The following is a 14892-nucleotide window of genomic DNA, read 5'->3' as shown; positions in this document are numbered from 1 at the left end:
CACCGGCATGACCGATTTCGCCTTCTTCCACGGCTCCTGGACCGTCGTCAGCCGGCGGCTCCGCACCCTGTTCGCCGGGAGTGACGACTGGGACGTCTTCCCCGGCACCACCACCTGCACCCCGCTGTTCGACGGCGGCGGCAACACCGAGGAGATCCTCTTCCCGGACCGCGGTTTCCGCGGCTTCACGCTGCGCCTGTTCGACGTCGAGCGGAAGGAGTGGTCGATCTACTGGGCCAACAGCCGCACCGGCGTGCTGCAGCCGCCGGTCGCCGGGACCTTCACCGACGGCCGCGGTGACTTCTACGGCGACGACGTCCACAAGGGGAAGCCGATCCGGGCGCACTACATCTGGTCGGACATCACGGACACCTCGGCCCGCTGGGAGCAGGAGTTCTCCGCCGACGGCGGGCAGAGCTGGGAACCCAACTGGGTCATGGAGTTCACCCGGGCCGGATCGGGCACCTTTTCGGGCGCTTGACAGTGCGTCGCGCATGACGCACTTTGTTGCCGAAGACGCAACTTCGTCGCCCCGGGAGGGAACGCGATGGCAGCACGGCCCCGGGTGGTCGTCCTCGGCGCCGGCCTCGTCGGCTGCGCACTGGCCGACGAGCTCACCGAACGCGGCTGGACCGACGTCACCGTCCTGGGGGTCGACGACGCCGGTGACCAGCCGGGGCTGGTGTTCCGGACCGACCCGGACCGGACGCTGACCGAGTTCGCGAAGTACACGGTCGCGAAGTACGCGGGTCTCGACGGCCAGTGGTGCTTCAACCCGGTGGGCAGCCTGGAGCTCGCGACCACGCCGGAGCAGCTCACGGAGCTGAAGCGGCGGCACGGCTGGGCGACGTCGTGGGGGGTGCGCGGGTTCCTGCGCACCCCCCACGAGTGCGCCGACCTGCACCCGCTCCTCGACCGGACCCGCGTGCTGGGTGGGTTCCACGTTCCCGGTGACGGCCTCGTGCACGCCCGGCGCGCGGCCGAAGCGCAGGCTCGGCGGGCGAAGGCGCGCGGAGCCCGCTTCACCACCGAGAAAGCCGTGACGATCGAGCGTGTGGCCGGGCGCGTCACCGGCGTGGTCACCGCGGCCGGGCGGTTCCGCGCCGACGTGGTCGTCTCCTGCGACGGCTCGGGCGGGCTCGTCGGGCTGAGCGTCCCGCAGGTGGCGCTGACCCACGAGTATTCGCTGACGTCGCCGCTGCCGGATCTGGCCGGGCACAACGACGAACACGTCCAGGCGGGCAAGCCCGTGCTGCGTCACCTCGGGACCGGGAGGTACGTCCGCGAGCACGTCGACCGGCTCGGCTTCGGTGTCGCCGCGGCCGCCGACCTACTGCCCGCGCTGCGTGACGCCGGCGTCGAGTCGACCACGACGGTCGTGCTCCCCGGCACCCCGGACGGCAGGCCGCTCCTCGGTGAGCACCCGGACCTCGACGGCTTCTGGGTGGCCGAGGCGATCCGCGTCGAGCACTCCGCGGGAGCCGCGCGTGAACTGGCGCGCTGGCTCGTCGACGGGCAGCCGTCACTCGCCCTGCACGGCTGTGACCTCGCCCGGTTCGCGCCGTCGGCCCGGTTCACCGCGCCGGTGCGGACCAGCCCCTTTCACGAGCGCCAGGAGGCACTCGGCGCGCGCTTCGGGACGGTCGACGGCTGGGCGCGGCCGGAGCAGTACGCAACCGAGGTGGGCGCGGAAGCGCGCGTGGCTCGTGAGCGCGTCGCGATGTTCGATCTCACGCCCGCGCCGCGGCTCGCCGTCACCGGGCCGGGCGCGCTGCCGTTCCTGCAGGCCATGACCACGAACGACCTGGCAACACCGCCGGGCACGGTGACCCGCACGCTGCTGCTCGGCGAAGACGGCGGTCTGCGCGGGGAGCTGGCCGTGGCCCGGCTCGGCGTCGAGCGGTTCCACGTCGGCGCGGGTGGCCGGCTGGACTTCGACTGGCTGCGGCGGCACTTGCCCGGCGACGGCACCGTGCAGATCCACGACACGACGCCGGGAACGTGCTGCCTCGGCGTGTGGGGACCGTCGAGCGGCGAGGTCCTGCCTGAACTGTCCACAACGGACTGCGCCGCCGAGGAGACGTACGTCGGCGACGTTCCGGTCGTCGCGTTGCGACTGTCCACTGTGGGCGAACCCGGCTGGGAGCTGCACACCACGGCCGATCTGGGCCGCCGCCTGTGGGACGAGCTGCGCGAACGGGACATCGCCGTCGCCGGTTATCGAGCGTTGACCAGCCTGCGATTGGAAGCAGGAGGCCTTGTCGCCGGGGTCGACTTCACCACCGAGCACGATCCCTACGAGGCCGGCCTCGGCTTCGCCGTCCGCATGGACAAGGGGTATTTCCTCGGCCGCGACGCGCTGAAGGACCGTTCCGAAGCGACGGTGAGCCGCCGCCTGACGCGCCTGACGGCCGAGGACATCGTGCTGGGCAAGGAACCCGTGTACGTCGAAGGCCGCGCGGCCGGGTACGTCACCAGCGCCGGTTTCGGCCACACCACGGGAAGAACCATCGGCTACGCCTGGCTGCCGGTCGAGTACGGCAAGCCGGGGACTCCGGTGGAGATCGAGCACGCCGGGACCCGCGTGCCGGGGAGGGTCGGATGACGCACTACGACGTGATCGTGGTCGGTCTCGGCGGCATGGGCAGCGCCGCGGCGTACCGGCTGGCGCAGCGCGGGCAGCGGGTGCTCGGCCTCGACCAGTTCGCGCCGGTGCACAACCGCGGGTCGAGCCACGGCGGTTCGCGGATCACGCGCCAGGCGTACCTCGAAGGCCCCGAGTACGTCCCGCTCCTGCTGCGCGCGCACGAACTGTGGGACGGCCTGGAGCGCGACAGCGGACGGCGGCTGTTCACGCGCTGCGGCGGGATCATGGTCGGCACGGCGGACTCGCGGACGATCACCGGAAGCCTCGCGTCGGCGACGGCGTTCGGCGTCCGGCACGAGCTGCTCGACGCGCGGGAGATCCGGCGCCGGTTCCCGGCCATGGCGCCGTCGGCGGACGAGGTCGGGCTGTACGAGCCGGGCGCCGGTCTGGTGTCCCCCGAGGGCAGCGTCGCCGCGCACCTGCAGCTCGCCGCGCGGTGCGGCGCGGAACTGCACCACGAGGAGAAGGTGTTCACCTGGAGCACGATGGCCGGCGGCGTGCGCGTCGGCACTTCGCACAACTACTACACGGCCGACCGCCTCGTGCTGGCTCCCGGCGCGTGGGCGGCCGAGCTGCTGCGCGACTTCGGCGTCGCGTTCACGGTCCGGCGGCAGGTGCAGTACTGGTTCGCACCGTCCGGTGGGGTGGCGCCGTTCCGGGAACACCCCGTCTACATCTGGGAAGGCGACGGCTACACGTTCTACGGCTTCCCGGCGCACAACGCGCCCGCGGACGGCGTGAAGGTCGCGTTCCACAGCGGCGGCCGGCCGTGCACGCCCGACGGGATCGACCGGAACGTCTCCGCCGACGAGATCCACGAGATCACGTCGGTGGTGAAGCGGCACCTGCCGACGCTGCCCGGCGCGTTCCTCCGCGCGGCGACGTGCATGTACACCGACACCGCCGACGAGAGCTTCGTAGTGGCCCGGCACCCGGGCGAAGAGCGCGTCGTGCTCGCGTGCGGCTTCTCCGGCCACGGGTTCAAGTTCGCCCCGGTGATCGGCGAGGTCCTCGCGGACCTGGTGGTCGACGGCGGCACGGCCCACCCCATCGGCCACTTCGACCCGGCGCGGCTACTGGCCTAGCAGCGTCGTCGCGAGCGCTTCGAGGTCGACTCCCGTGACGCCGTCCAGGACGTGCCACGGCGCCAGCCAGCCCGACGCGGCCAGCTCGTCGTACACCGCGGCGCACCGGCGCTGGAGACCGTCGTCGGTCTCGAAGGCGTCGCGCTCCCGGTCGGCCTCGACCGCCGCGCGGCGTTCGGCGCGCTCGGCCGCCACCGCGGGCTCGACACGCAGCAGCAGCTGCGCGTCCGGGCGGGGCAGGCCGAAGCGGCCGACCTCCAGCTCCCACACCCACTTCACGACTTCGCCGTTCGCGTCCTGCCGCAGGCGTGCGGCCGCGTACGCGGCGTTGGATGCGACATAACGGTCCAGCAGGACGACGTCGTGCGCGTCCCGCAGCGCGCGGATGTGGTCCGCGGCGCCGCTGCGGTCCAGCGCGTAGAGCACGGCCATGCCGTACACGGAGTCGGCGAGGTCGCCGTGCCCGCGGTGCAGCGCCTCCTTGACGAGGTCCGCGTGCACGCTCTCGCCGTACCGCGGGAACGCCAGCGACACCACGCTCGCGCCCTTGGCGCGCAGCTGCGCCGTCAGCCCGTCGGTCAGCGTCCGCTTGCCCGCGCCGTCGAGCCCTTCGATGACCACCAGTCGACCCACGCGCGTCATTATCGGTGGTGGACCGACGGGCCCGGTGGAAGGGGATCGACACCGGGCCCGCCGGCACGTCTCATGCGGGGTTCCGCCGCAGGTGGAGCACGTACCCGGCGCCGCTGACCGCGAGCACGCCGACGAGGATCAGCAACGGCACCCAGCCCGTGTCGTGGCTCGACGGCGCCGGGCCGCCGTCGCCGCGGGGCATCACCTGGGAGGTGGCGTCGTAGCCGCCGGCCTCACCGTCGCGGGCGTAGGCCGAGCCGGGCAGCTTGTCCGCGTACCGCCCCGAAACCGTCCGCTGGTAGTCGGCCACGGTGATCGCGGCCCGGTCGTCCGACAACGGCGTGACCCGGCCGTCGCGGACGGCGTACCAGGCGTCGACCTGCGGCTCGTGCAGCAGCTGGGCGCCCGCCGGCAGCTTCCGCGCGTACGCGCTTTCGACGTCACCCGAGGCGATGTTGCCGATCTGCCAGGCGCTGTCGCCGTCGCGGACCGACCAGAGCGTCGCGGTGCGGCCGTCGGAGGCCCGGACGGGGATCGCGAAGTAGGCGAAGTCCCCCGGCGCCGCGCCCGGCTTGCCCCCGACGAAGTCCGGCGAGAGCTCGTAGACGGCGTAGGCGTCCGGCGCGATCTCCACCGAGACCGGCGCCTGCGCCCCTGGGGCCTGCGCGAAGAACCGGACGAGGGTGTCCCGGAGCCCGGGCGCCGCGGCCGCGGTGTGCGCGGCCACGGCGTCGGCGCTGCTGATGCCGGCGGCCTGGGCCGCGCCTGACACCGGTGCCGTCATCAGCAGCGCCGAGCCGGTCAGCACGGCGAGCACGAGCGCCCGCCTGCTCATCGGGCGATCCCGGTGAGCGTGTGCGTCCAGGTGAACGACGAGTTGTGCGTGTAGTAGCCGTAGGTGGACCAGTTGTAGCGCCGGGACGCGCCCGGGTCGCTCCAGGTGACCCAGTCGCCGCCGGTGTCGTAGCCGGAGACGACGTGCGTGTGGCCGCCGCCGGAGCGGTAGCCGACGCGGGTCTCGATCGGCCGGTCGGCCGCGGTCTGCGTCCGGACGTCGGCGTAGGAGACGCGGTGGTCGAGGTACCGGCCCGGCGAGCTGAACCCGAGCCGGGCGAAGGCGCGTTGCGGGTCGGCGAGCGTGCCGGTCAGGTTCGCGCAGTCCTGGCCGGTTTCGCCGTGGGCGAGCTGGCAGAAGCGCGTCTGGCTGACCCCGACGCCGTGGGACGCGGCGATCGTGGCGCCCGAACCGGCCCAGCACCACTGGTTCTTCTGCTGCGCCTGCATCGTGATCCGGGTCTGGTGGGCGGGCGGCACTCCGGGCGCGGCGGCCAGGGCCTGAGCCGGCGCGACCAGGCACAACATCAGGCACACGCCCAACGTGGCGGGTACCCGGCTCGACTTCACCAGCACAGACGGCCTCCTGCGGAGGAGTGGGCGAACCAGCGGTGGTCACAACGGTGAACAACGCGGTCACAAGGAGCAAGAACGCCATCTGGCTGAACGGACCGTTCCGGGGCACAGCCGGAACGCGGAACAGTCACCATCACGTGGCCAACCACCCTGAACGGGGGTCGGCACCGCCACTCTACGCTGCTAACGTGAACGTTCCGCGGTGTTCACGCCCAGCGCACACACTGGTCGGGTGAAGGGACGAGCGGTGGCACAAGACGGGAACCTCCCACTGATCATCGATGGCGCCCGCGCGACCCGGGCATCGGTCGCCGAGCTGCCCAAAGAGCTGACCGAGGCGCTCCGCACCGGCGAGTTCCACCACGCCCTGCGGCTGGCGATCGCCTACCGGGGCCTCTCCCTGGCGCGGCTGCGCGCCCACCTCGCCCTGCGCGGGGTCCAAATCGGACAGTCGACGCTGAGTTACTGGCAACGCGGGCTGCGCCAGCCCGAAGTGCCGAAGGCGCTCCCGGCGGTCCGGGCCCTCGAATCGGTCCTCCAGCTGCCCGCGGACGCCCTCGTGGTCCTCATCGGACCCCGACTGGTCCGCCGTGGCCACCAGCCCGCGGCGTCGTTCCACGACCTGCGGTCCGGTGACATGGGGTCGATCGTCGAGGACCTGCTCGCCGAGCTCGGCGCGTACCCGTCGTCGAACCACTACAACGCCGACCTCGAACTGCTGTCGGTCCACGACACGATCCAGTTCGACGCCGAGCACCGCCAGGTCAGCCTCCGCACGCGCCTGGTGACGCGCGCCCGGCGGCACGGCCCCGACCGCTACCTGACCGTCTACAACGGCGATCCGGGCTGCCGGATCGACGACGTCGAGCTGATCACCGACGAGGGCTGCCGCGTCGGGCGGATGCGCCGCAACCCGGACGCGGACACGATGGCGACGGAGCTGCTGTTCGACCGCAAGCTCGCCGAGGGCGACATCCACGTGTTCTGCTTCGAGGTCCGCGACGACTCGGGCTCGGCGTCCCCGGGGTACTACCGCATGCTGCGCGACCGGTGCGCGAGCTACCTCGTCCAGCTGCGCTTCGACCGCAACGCGCTGCCGGCCCGCTGCACGCGTCAGGTCCGCGCCCGCGACGACGCCCTGCCGGTCGTCGCGGAGGAGCTGGCGTGCGACATGGGCGGCGTGAGCAGCGCGTTCTTCAGCGACGCCGGGCCGGGACTGGCCGGCGTCGCCGTCGAGTGGAACTGATCACCCCACTCCGTTCCGCAGTGCGGTGAACAACCGTTCCAGCCGTTCGCGGTGGTCGGCCGCCACGGCGTCCGGGTCGCCCTGGTTGATGAGCCGGCTCGCGGTCTCCACCAGCACCGTGCCGTAACCGCCGATGAAGAACGCGGCGAACAGCGGCCCGTCGCCGTCGTAGGCCGGGTCGCTCGCGAGCTCGTCGGCGAGGAGCCGCTGCAGGTCCGAGCCGATCTCCCGCACCCGCGCGAGCAGCGCGGGTGAAGCCGCGACCGTCCGAAAGAACGGGATCGCCCCGTCGGCGACGCCGGACAGCCCGTGGCGCTCGTCGAGGAGCCGGAAGGTCGCGTCGCGCAGGGAGTCGAGCACGTCGACGCCCGGAGCGCGGTCGCGCACCGCGGAGCGCAGGACGTCGGCCGCGTCGACCTGGCGGTCGAGCAGGAGGTCTTCCTTGCGCGGGAAGTGCTTGAAGACCGTCACGCTCGAGACGCCGGCCTCCCGCGCGACCTCGGCGACCGTGACCTCGTCGAACCCGCGCTCGAGGAACAGCCGGGTCGCGACCTCCGAGATCTTCGCCCGCGTTTGCGGTCCGCCCCGCTCGCTGGTCCTGGGCATCCGACCACCCTCTCTTGTGTCACTAAACTTAGTGAGTTAACTTAGTGGCATGACCACCGACATTGTCACCGCCCGGTCCCCCCGGTCCTTGCGCGAGGCGTGGATCGCCCTGGCGGGCCTGTCCGCGGTGTTCCTCTTCGAGATGCTCGACAACTCGATCCTGAACGTCGCGCTGCCGACGATCGGCCGCGAGCTCGGCGCGTCGACCACCACGCTGCAGTGGGTGACCGGCGCGTACGCGGTCGTCTTCGGCGGCCTGATGCTGGCGTTCGGCGCGGTCGCCGACCGGTTCGGCCGGCGCCGGGTCATGCTCATCGGCCTGGCGCTGCTCGGCGCCGCGAGCCTGGCGACCGCGTTCGTCACCGACGCGGAACAGCTCATCGCCGTCCGGGTGCTGATGGGCGTCGCCGCCGCGATGACCACCCCGGGGTCGATGGCCCTGGCCTTCCGGCTGTTCGACGACGACGGCCTGCGCGTCCGCGCGACGACCCTCATCTCGACGGTCGGCCTGGTCGGGCTGGCGATCGGCCCGACCGCGGGCGGGTTTGTGCTCGCGATCGCGCCGTGGCAGGTTCTGCTGCTGGTCAACGTGCCGATCGCGCTCCTCGCGATCGTCGGCATCCGGTCCGGCATCTCCCCCGACAACCCGGCCGAACTGCACCGCGACCCCATCGACGTCCCGGGCGCGGCGCTGGGCACGGTGACGATCGTGCTCGCGCTCGTCGCGCCGACGCTGTTCGTCCACGAAGGCACCGGCTCGTGGTCGCCGTGGACGGCCACCGCGGCGGCCGTCGTGACGGCGGTGTTGTTCGTCCTCCGTGAGCGCTCGGCGCGGCACCCGCTGCTCGACCTGAAGCTCGTCGCGCACCCGCTCGTCTCCAGTGGCCTGGCGTTCAAGGCCGCGGCCGGGCTGGCGACCGCGGGCCTCGGCTACCTGGTGACGCTGCAGCTGCAGCTCGACTGGGGCTGGCCGCCCGCGCTCGCGGCCGCCGGGCTGCTGCCGCAGGTGGTGGTCCTGGTCGCGGGCGGCGCGTTTGTCGGCCCGTTCGTGCGGCGCGTCGGCCTCGAGCGGGCGGCGTGGCTCAGTGCGTCGGCGGTGGTGGCCGGGCTCGCGTTCTATGGGCTGTTCAGCCGGCTCGGGTACGTGTGGGTCGCCATCGCGCTGGTGCTGGTGGCCGCCGGGATGCGCGTGGTCGGCGCGGTCGCCGGCGTCAACGTCCTGCGCGGCCTGCCGGAGAACCGCACGACGATCGGCGCGGCCCTCACCGACACGGCGACCGAGGTGACGTCCGGCGCCGGCATCGCGGTCACCGGCACGATCCTCGCGGCCCTGTTCACCGGCGAAATCACCACGGCGCACTGGAGCGCGCTGCAGACCGCGCAGTTCCGGGACGCCGTGATGATCGCGGGGGTCACGCTCACCGTCGTGGCCGGCGCGCTCGTCGGGTGGGGCATCGCGCGCTCGCGGCGCGCCTGACTCAGGCTGGCCCGCCGCCGATGCCGAGCTCGTTGCCCTCGGGGTCGCGGTAGATGATCTTGCGAACGCCGTTGTCGTACGCCTCCTGGTCGGCTGGTTCGATGCCTCGCGCGGAGATCCCGGCGACCCGCTCGTCGAGGTCTTCGACGAAGAGGGTGTGCATGGCGAGCCCGGCCCGCTCGGGCCGCTCGACGACGTAGACCGAGCCGTGTTCCGTGACTTCCCACAGCACTTCGGTCTTGTGCACGACGAACGTCGGCGGGGAGCCGAAGAGCTTCTCGTACCAGGCGACGGCGCCCGCGAAGTCGCGGACGGCGATGCCGGCGAAGAGGTTGACGGTCACAGCACCTCGAATCCGTTGGCTTTCGCGGCGTCGGCTTGCCGCTGGTCCCGGGTGACGAAGGTGACCGGCTCGCCGCCGGTCAGCTCGGCGGTGTCGTGCATCGCGACGGCGATGTGGATCGCGTCGAGAGTGCGCACGGGATAGTTGTCCGTGACCAGCCGGCGAGCGGCAGCGAATATCCGCGGCGGCTCCAGTGGGATCACCCCGAGCACCGACCGGGTGTCCTCGTCGAACTGGGCCAGGAACGCACGGGCATCCGGAATCCGGCCGGTTCGCTTGGCCGCCGTGACCGCACTCGCGAACTCGAGCCGGGTCAGCTCACTGGTGAGCACGAGGTGGTCACCGTCGATCAGCAGTTTTCGCAGCTCGGCGTGCTCGGGCTCGTCGACGAGGTAGGCACCGACCACCGCACTCGTGTCGGCGTAGAGAACAGTCACCATTCACCCCTGGTCCAGTCGAGTGCCTCGCTGACGGCCGTACCCCAGCCGCGCGAGAGTTTCTCCAGTTCGTCGTGCCCCGGCGCCTCGCCTTCCGCCTCGTAGGCAACCAGCTTTCCCTCGGCGATCAGTCGCCGCTTCCACTCCGCGCGGGTTTCGGTCTTCGCCACTACGCCCCTCAACGCTTCCGTGACCAGGTCGTTCATGCTGCGCCCTTCGGCCTCGGCTCGCGCTTTCAGCCGGGCGTGCAGCTCGTCGTCGATCCGGGTGATCAACTGTTTCACCCCACCATGATAACACGTCACCCATTCGAGCTATCACTGTTCAAGACGCAATACAAAAGGCCGCCCCGAACACTTTCGGGGCGGCCTTGACCTGCTGAAACGCAAAAACCTCAGTACCGGTAGTGCTCCGGCTTGAACGGCCCTTCCACATCCACATCGATGTATTCGGCCTGTTCCTTGGTGAGCTTCGTCAGCTCTCCGCCGAGCGCGTCCAGGTGGATCTTCGCCACCTTCTCGTCGAGCTTCTTCGGGAGGCGGAAGACCTCGTTGTCGTACTCCTCGTGCTTGGTGAACAGCTCGACCTGCGCGATCACCTGGTTGGAGAAGCTGTTCGACATCACGAACGACGGGTGCCCGGTCGCGTTGCCGAGGTTGAGCAGGCGGCCCTCGGACAGCACGATGATCGTGTTGCCGTTCGGGAAGATCCACTCGTCGACCTGGGGCTTGATGGTGATGCGACGGATGCCGGGGTAGCGCTGCAGGCCCGCCATGTCGAGCTCGTTGTCGAAGTGACCGATGTTGCCCAGGATCGCCTGGTGCTTCATCTTCGCCATGTGCTCGACCAGCACGACGTCCTTGTTGCCGGTCGTCGTGATGACGATGTCGGCCTCGGGCAGCGCGTTCTCGAGCGTGCGGACCTGGTAGCCGTCCATCGCCGCCTGCAGCGCGCAGATCGGGTCGATCTCGGTGACGACCACGCGCGCGCCCTGGCCGCGCAGGGACTCCGCCGCGCCCTTGCCGACGTCGCCGTAGCCGCAGACCACCGCGACCTTGCCGCCGATGAGGACGTCGGTGCCGCGGTTGATGCCGTCGATCAGGGAGTGGCGGATGCCGTAACGGTTGTCGAACTTCGACTTCGTCACCGCGTCGTTGACGTTGATCGCCGGGAACAGCAGCTCGCCGGCCGCGGCGAGCTGGTACAGCCGCAGGACGCCGGTGGTGGTCTCCTCGGTGACCCCGCGGATGCCCTCGCCGATCTTCGTCCACTTGCCGGTGTCGGCCGCGACCGAAGCGCGCAGCAGCTCGAGGAACACGCGGAACTCGTCCGAGGTGTTCTCGTCCGGGGTCGGCACGACGCCCGACTTCTCGAACTCGGTGCCCTTGTGGACGAGCATGGTGGCGTCACCGCCGTCGTCGAGGATCATGTTCGGACCCTCGCCGTCCCAGGTGAGCATGCGCTCGGTGCACCACCAGTACTCCTCGAGCGACTCGCCCTTCCACGCGAACACCGGGACGCCCTTGGGCTCCTCGGTGCTGCCGTGCGGGCCGACGACGACCGCGGCCGCCGCGTGGTCCTGGGTCGAGAAGATGTTGCAGGACGCCCAGCGCACCTCGGCGCCCAGCGAAACGAGCGTCTCGATCAGCACGGCGGTCTGCACGGTCATGTGCAGCGAACCGGAGACCCGCGCCCCGCGCAGGGGGTAGACCTCCGCGTACTCGCGCCGCAGCGCCATCAGGCCCGGCATCTCGTGTTCGGCGAGGCGGATCTCCTTGCGGCCGAATTCGGCGGCTTCGAGGTCGGCGACGGCGAACTCGATGCCGCCGCGGGTCTGGTGCCGCTGGGCAACGCTTTCGGGGGTCATAGTGGCGATTCCTCCAAGACTCGACGACACCGGAACACTACCGTTGTCCGCTCCACAGTCCCCAGATGGTTAGGAGACCCTTACCGTGGCCATGCCCGGCTCGGACACCCGCGTCGTCGAAATCCGCGTCGCCGGGCTCGTGGGCACCAGCGGCGAAACGCTGCTCGACGCGGTCGCGACCGTCGACGTCGCCGGCGACGGGCTGGGCCGGGTGATCCGCCCGGCGGACCGGCTGCGCCGCCCGGCGCCCGGCCCGGTGCTGCCGGCGCTGGGCCGGTCGATCCCGCGGACCCTCGAGGGCTACCTGTGGCACGGCATGACCTCCGGCGGCGCCGCGAAGGCCACCTGGGCGCTGCTGTTCCCGTTCTCCCTGGCCAACGTCGCGTTCTGGATGCTGCCGCCGGCGTCGCCGGACCGGCGGCTCGCGCGGGTCCTCGGCGCGGTCTGCCGCGGCCTGCTGCGCGTCGGCGCCCTGCTGCTGACCATGCTGCTGATGGGCCAGCTCGCGGCGATCGCGCTCGACCTGTTCGCCGCGCAGTGCCTCGCCCCCGGGTCGGGCTGCCTGCCCGTGGTCCCGGACGCCGTCCGCTCGGTCCCCGCGCGGATCGCGGTCGGCGTGCTGCCCCTGCTGCTCGTGATCTTCGTGCTGCACCGGATTTCGTCGGCGACCTGGGCGGTGCACGCCGACGGCGACCTGACCGCGGGGCCGCTGCGGATGCGCGCCGACCCGGAGACGCCCGCGCTGCGCTGCCTGCACACCGTCGCCGCGCTGGCGTCGGTCGCGCTGCTGCTGCTCGGCGGCCCGTTCCGCGTGCCGGGCGAGGGCTTCGACCTGGTCGTCTGGATCGTCACGCTGGCGCTCGTGCTGGCCACCGTCATCGCCGCCGCGATCGGCGTCGACACCGGCCGGTTCGCCCGGCCCGGGGTGCTCGCGTTCGCCGGGCTGCTGGTCGTCGTGGCCGCGGTGCGGCTGCGCCCCGGCACGGGCCCGCTGCCGGGGACCAACGGCGTCGTCGAAGGGCTGGGCGCGGCGCTGGTCGTCGTCACGGTGCTGTTCGCGCTGTTCCTGGCGCCGGCCGCGGTGCTGGCCCGGCCCGGTTGGAAGCACAAGCCGCGCCGGCTGCGGCCGTGGGCGGGCGGCTGGGCGGCCGCGCCGGTGCTCGCGCTGGCCGGGCTGCTCGGCGGCGGCTTCGGCGCCGGTCTCACCGAAGCCGTGCGACGGCTTTCCGGGGCCGAACACCTGCAGGTGCCCGACACGTATGTGCTGGTCACGGTGTTGTGGGGCGCCGGGCTGGCGCTGGCCGCGGTGCTCGCCGGGCTGGGCTTCGCGGTCGCCGTCCCGCTGCGCCGGCTGCGGCGGGGCGTCCCGGCGATCGTCGAGCTCATGGAGCACGACGAGCGGCAGGAGGCCCAGGCCGCGGCGGCGTGGGCGCGTTCGGCCTGGGAACGGCGGCACCTGCACCACCTGGCGCTGACCGTCGCCTCCGCAATGTCCGCCGGCGGCGCCGCGCTGCTGGTGCTGCGCTTCGGGTTCGGCGTGGTGCCCGGCTGGTTCAAACCGCTGTCGGCGATCGGCGTCGTCGCGCTCGGCGCGCTGGCCGCGGGCCTGCTGCGCGTCGTCTACACGGCCGCGCGCACCCCGCAGCGCAGCCGGCACCTCGGCGCGCTGGCCGACCTCGTGTGCTTCTGGCCGCGCGCGGCGCACCCGACCGTGCCGCCGTGTTACGCGCTGAAGGTCGTCCCGGAACTGGCCGCGCGGGCGCGGGAACACCTCGCCGACCCGGGGACACGCGTGGTGCTCTCCGGCTACAACCTCGGCAGCCTGCTCACGGTGATGGCCGCCGCCCGGCTCGCGGCCGAACTGCCGCCCGAGGACCTCGAGCGCGTCGGCGTGCTGACCGCCGGTTCGCCGCTGCAGTGGGGGTACCAGCGCGCGTTCCCGGCGTTGCTGCCGCAGGAGGCGCTCGAGCGGCTGTTCGCCGACCTCGAGGGCCGATGGCGCGCCCTGTGCCGCGGCACCGACATCTTCGGCGGCGGCGTGACGACGTGGCGGCACGAGGTCTCCGACCGGCAGCTCTACGGCGTCGGCTTCCAGCCCGAAGGCGGTTCGGGCCCGCTGAAGGCGAAGGCCGACGAGAACGGCGTCCTGATCCTCGGCGGTGACCACTGGCTGCCGGACCCGCTGCGCGGCCCGACCGGGCGGCACCGCTGGGCGGCGGGCGTGCTCAAGCACCAGGACTACGTCGTCGACGCCGAATGGGACCACGCCGTCGCGATGGCCGCCGGTCTCGGCAAGCCGCGCGGCGGCGAGCAGGGCCTGCTGTGGGACTTCCCCTCGAAACAGTGAAGGCCCCTCGCCGGAGCGAGGGGCCTTCGACCGTGAGCTAGCTCAGCTTCACTCGGAAGCCTTGCGGCGGAACTTCAGCAGCGCGAGCAGGCCGCCACCACCGAGCAGCAGCAGCGCGGCGATCCACACCAGCCACATGTTGTCGAAACCGGTGTTGGCCAGGCCACCGCCGGTGCCGGACTCGTTGCCCGCCGGGACGGCGGCCGGAGCGGTGGAGCTGGTCGGCGCGACCGAGGTGTCGGAGGTCGCCGGGGAGCTCGGCTTCGTGGTCTCGGTCGGCTTGGTGACCGGCGGCTTGGTGGTCTCGGTCGGCTTGGTCTTCGTGCCGCAGAGGAACCACTTGTCGATGTCGGCCTGGTGGCCGTTGCGGCTGAACGGCGCGCGCAGGTCGTTCCACGGCGCGGTCTTCTCGAGGCCCTTGGCGCCCGGCGTGTAGTCGTTGAAGCCGTCGTCGCCACCGATGACGACGATGCGCTTCACCGTGACGCCCTCGTGCACCTGGGAGATGTTGAGGCGGTTCCTGACGATCTTGAAGTCGACGTCGCTCTGGCTGAGGTCCGTGCCCTCGGCGCACGGCGTCGCCTTGCCCGGCGTCGGGTGCGGGCGGTTGTCGTCACTGTGGCAGGCCAGCGCGGAGCCGGCGGTGCCGAGAAGGGCGGCGGTGGTCAGCGCGACGATCGCGATCGCGCCGCGGAAGGTACGACTGCGCATTCAGAACTCCTGTACCGGCGGGGAAGAGAACCTGCGAAATCTGTGATCGCGCCGCTACCAACGGTTGAATCACGCTGCTGTAA

15 protein-coding genes are annotated in these 14892 nt (G+C 71.9%); 6 read left to right on the top strand and 9 right to left on the bottom strand.

What is annotated here, in order from left to right:
* Positions 1-7: 7 nt before the first annotated feature.
* The 3 genes from ACZ63E_RS13340 (at position 8) to solA (ending at position 3732) form a co-directional block, all read left to right on the top strand.
* Positions 8-481, top strand: a complete 474-nt coding sequence (locus ACZ63E_RS13340; protein WP_465336202.1) for a hypothetical protein — start codon at positions 8-10, stop codon at positions 479-481.
* Between the two features lie 66 nt (positions 482-547).
* A complete protein-coding gene (locus ACZ63E_RS13335) occupies positions 548-2605 on the top strand; it encodes an FAD-dependent oxidoreductase (RefSeq protein ID WP_465336201.1) in 2058 nt (685 codons plus the stop codon).
* Positions 2602-3732, top strand: coding sequence for an N-methyl-L-tryptophan oxidase (gene solA / locus ACZ63E_RS13330; protein WP_465336200.1), 1131 nt, complete (start codon positions 2602-2604; stop codon positions 3730-3732). The genes ACZ63E_RS13335 and solA overlap by 4 nt, the downstream gene beginning before the upstream one ends.
* Here solA and ACZ63E_RS13325 read toward each other — a convergent pair.
* The 3 genes from ACZ63E_RS13325 to ACZ63E_RS13315 form a co-directional block, all read right to left on the bottom strand.
* A complete protein-coding gene (locus ACZ63E_RS13325; RefSeq protein ID WP_465336199.1) occupies positions 3721-4374 on the bottom strand; it encodes a dTMP kinase in 654 nt (217 codons plus the stop codon). The genes solA and ACZ63E_RS13325 overlap by 12 nt on opposite strands.
* 61 nt (positions 4375-4435) lie before the next feature.
* Positions 4436-5200 (bottom strand): hypothetical protein, encoded by a 765-nt coding sequence (locus ACZ63E_RS13320; RefSeq protein WP_465336198.1) that lies wholly within the window; start codon positions 5198-5200, stop codon positions 4436-4438.
* Complete coding sequence (locus ACZ63E_RS13315; protein WP_465336197.1) at positions 5197-5775, bottom strand: papain-like cysteine protease family protein; 579 nt, start codon at positions 5773-5775, stop codon at positions 5197-5199. Before ACZ63E_RS13315 ends, ACZ63E_RS13320 begins: the two co-directional genes overlap by 4 nt.
* A gap of 247 nt (positions 5776-6022) precedes the next feature.
* On the opposite strand from ACZ63E_RS13315, the gene ACZ63E_RS13310 reads away from it, so the two are divergent.
* On the top strand, positions 6023-7021 hold the full coding sequence (locus ACZ63E_RS13310; RefSeq protein ID WP_465314230.1) for a hypothetical protein: 999 nt from the start codon (positions 6023-6025) through the stop codon (positions 7019-7021).
* On the opposite strand, the gene ACZ63E_RS13305 is transcribed toward ACZ63E_RS13310, so the two are convergent.
* Positions 7022-7627 (bottom strand): TetR/AcrR family transcriptional regulator, encoded by a 606-nt coding sequence (locus ACZ63E_RS13305; protein ID WP_465336196.1) that lies wholly within the window; start codon positions 7625-7627, stop codon positions 7022-7024.
* A gap of 49 nt (positions 7628-7676) precedes the next feature.
* Between ACZ63E_RS13305 and ACZ63E_RS13300 the strand changes: the two genes are divergently transcribed.
* A complete protein-coding gene (locus tag ACZ63E_RS13300; RefSeq protein WP_465336195.1) occupies positions 7677-9104 on the top strand; it encodes an MFS transporter in 1428 nt (475 codons plus the stop codon).
* A gap of 1 nt (position 9105) precedes the next feature.
* Here the strand turns inward: ACZ63E_RS13300 and ACZ63E_RS13295 are convergent, their stop codons facing one another.
* From ACZ63E_RS13295 to ahcY, 4 genes are all read right to left on the bottom strand, one after another.
* Positions 9106-9447 (bottom strand): VOC family protein, encoded by a 342-nt coding sequence (locus ACZ63E_RS13295; RefSeq protein WP_465336194.1) that lies wholly within the window; start codon positions 9445-9447, stop codon positions 9106-9108.
* Positions 9444-9887, bottom strand: a complete 444-nt coding sequence (locus ACZ63E_RS13290) for a type II toxin-antitoxin system VapC family toxin (protein WP_465336193.1) — start codon at positions 9885-9887, stop codon at positions 9444-9446. Before ACZ63E_RS13290 ends, ACZ63E_RS13295 begins: the two co-directional genes overlap by 4 nt.
* The gene (locus ACZ63E_RS13285; RefSeq protein ID WP_465336192.1) at positions 9881-10168 is read right to left on the bottom strand and encodes a FitA-like ribbon-helix-helix domain-containing protein; all 288 of its coding nucleotides are present in this window, start codon (positions 10166-10168) and stop codon (positions 9881-9883) included. The genes ACZ63E_RS13290 and ACZ63E_RS13285 overlap by 7 nt, the downstream gene beginning before the upstream one ends.
* A 110-nt stretch (positions 10169-10278) precedes the next feature.
* Positions 10279-11751 carry an adenosylhomocysteinase gene (ahcY, locus tag ACZ63E_RS13280; protein WP_465314236.1) on the bottom strand — a complete coding sequence of 491 codons (1473 nt, stop codon included), beginning with the start codon at positions 11749-11751 and terminating at the stop codon, positions 10279-10281.
* Positions 11752-11842: 91 nt separating this feature from the next.
* On the opposite strand from ahcY, the gene ACZ63E_RS13275 reads away from it, so the two are divergent.
* Positions 11843-14098: a hypothetical protein gene (locus tag ACZ63E_RS13275; protein ID WP_465336706.1), complete on the top strand. Its 2256-nt coding sequence runs from the start codon at positions 11843-11845 to the stop codon at positions 14096-14098.
* A gap of 48 nt (positions 14099-14146) precedes the next feature.
* Here ACZ63E_RS13275 and ACZ63E_RS13270 read toward each other — a convergent pair whose 3' ends face one another.
* Positions 14147-14809, bottom strand: a complete 663-nt coding sequence (locus ACZ63E_RS13270) for an LPXTG cell wall anchor domain-containing protein (RefSeq protein WP_465336191.1) — start codon at positions 14807-14809, stop codon at positions 14147-14149.
* Between the last annotated feature and the right edge of the window lie 83 nt (positions 14810-14892).

Source organism: Amycolatopsis sp. NPDC104819, from assembly GCF_055583145.1.
This window is presented reverse-complemented; position numbering and strand designations above follow the sequence as displayed.

What these genes read in the sequence shown, in the direction of transcription:
- ACZ63E_RS13340 (WP_465336202.1), top strand. Translation starts at nt 8, where the DNA reads ATGACCGATTTCGCCTTCTTCCACGGCTCCTGGACCGTCGTCAGCCGG.
- ACZ63E_RS13335 (WP_465336201.1), top strand. Translation starts at nt 548, where the DNA reads ATGGCAGCACGGCCCCGGGTGGTCGTCCTCGGCGCCGGCCTCGTCGGC.
- solA (WP_465336200.1), top strand. Translation starts at nt 2,602, where the DNA reads ATGACGCACTACGACGTGATCGTGGTCGGTCTCGGCGGCATGGGCAGC.
- ACZ63E_RS13325 (WP_465336199.1), bottom strand. Translation starts at nt 4,374, where the DNA reads ATGACGCGCGTGGGTCGACTGGTGGTCATCGAAGGGCTCGACGGCGCG.
- ACZ63E_RS13320 (WP_465336198.1), bottom strand. Translation starts at nt 5,200, where the DNA reads ATGAGCAGGCGGGCGCTCGTGCTCGCCGTGCTGACCGGCTCGGCGCTG.
- ACZ63E_RS13305 (WP_465336196.1), bottom strand. Translation starts at nt 7,627, where the DNA reads ATGCCCAGGACCAGCGAGCGGGGCGGACCGCAAACGCGGGCGAAGATC.
- ACZ63E_RS13300 (WP_465336195.1), top strand. Translation starts at nt 7,677, where the DNA reads ATGACCACCGACATTGTCACCGCCCGGTCCCCCCGGTCCTTGCGCGAG.
- ACZ63E_RS13290 (WP_465336193.1), bottom strand. Translation starts at nt 9,887, where the DNA reads ATGGTGACTGTTCTCTACGCCGACACGAGTGCGGTGGTCGGTGCCTAC.
- ahcY (WP_465314236.1), bottom strand. Translation starts at nt 11,751, where the DNA reads ATGACCCCCGAAAGCGTTGCCCAGCGGCACCAGACCCGCGGCGGCATC.
- ACZ63E_RS13275 (WP_465336706.1), top strand. Translation starts at nt 11,843, where the DNA reads ATGCCCGGCTCGGACACCCGCGTCGTCGAAATCCGCGTCGCCGGGCTC.
- ACZ63E_RS13270 (WP_465336191.1), bottom strand. Translation starts at nt 14,809, where the DNA reads ATGCGCAGTCGTACCTTCCGCGGCGCGATCGCGATCGTCGCGCTGACC.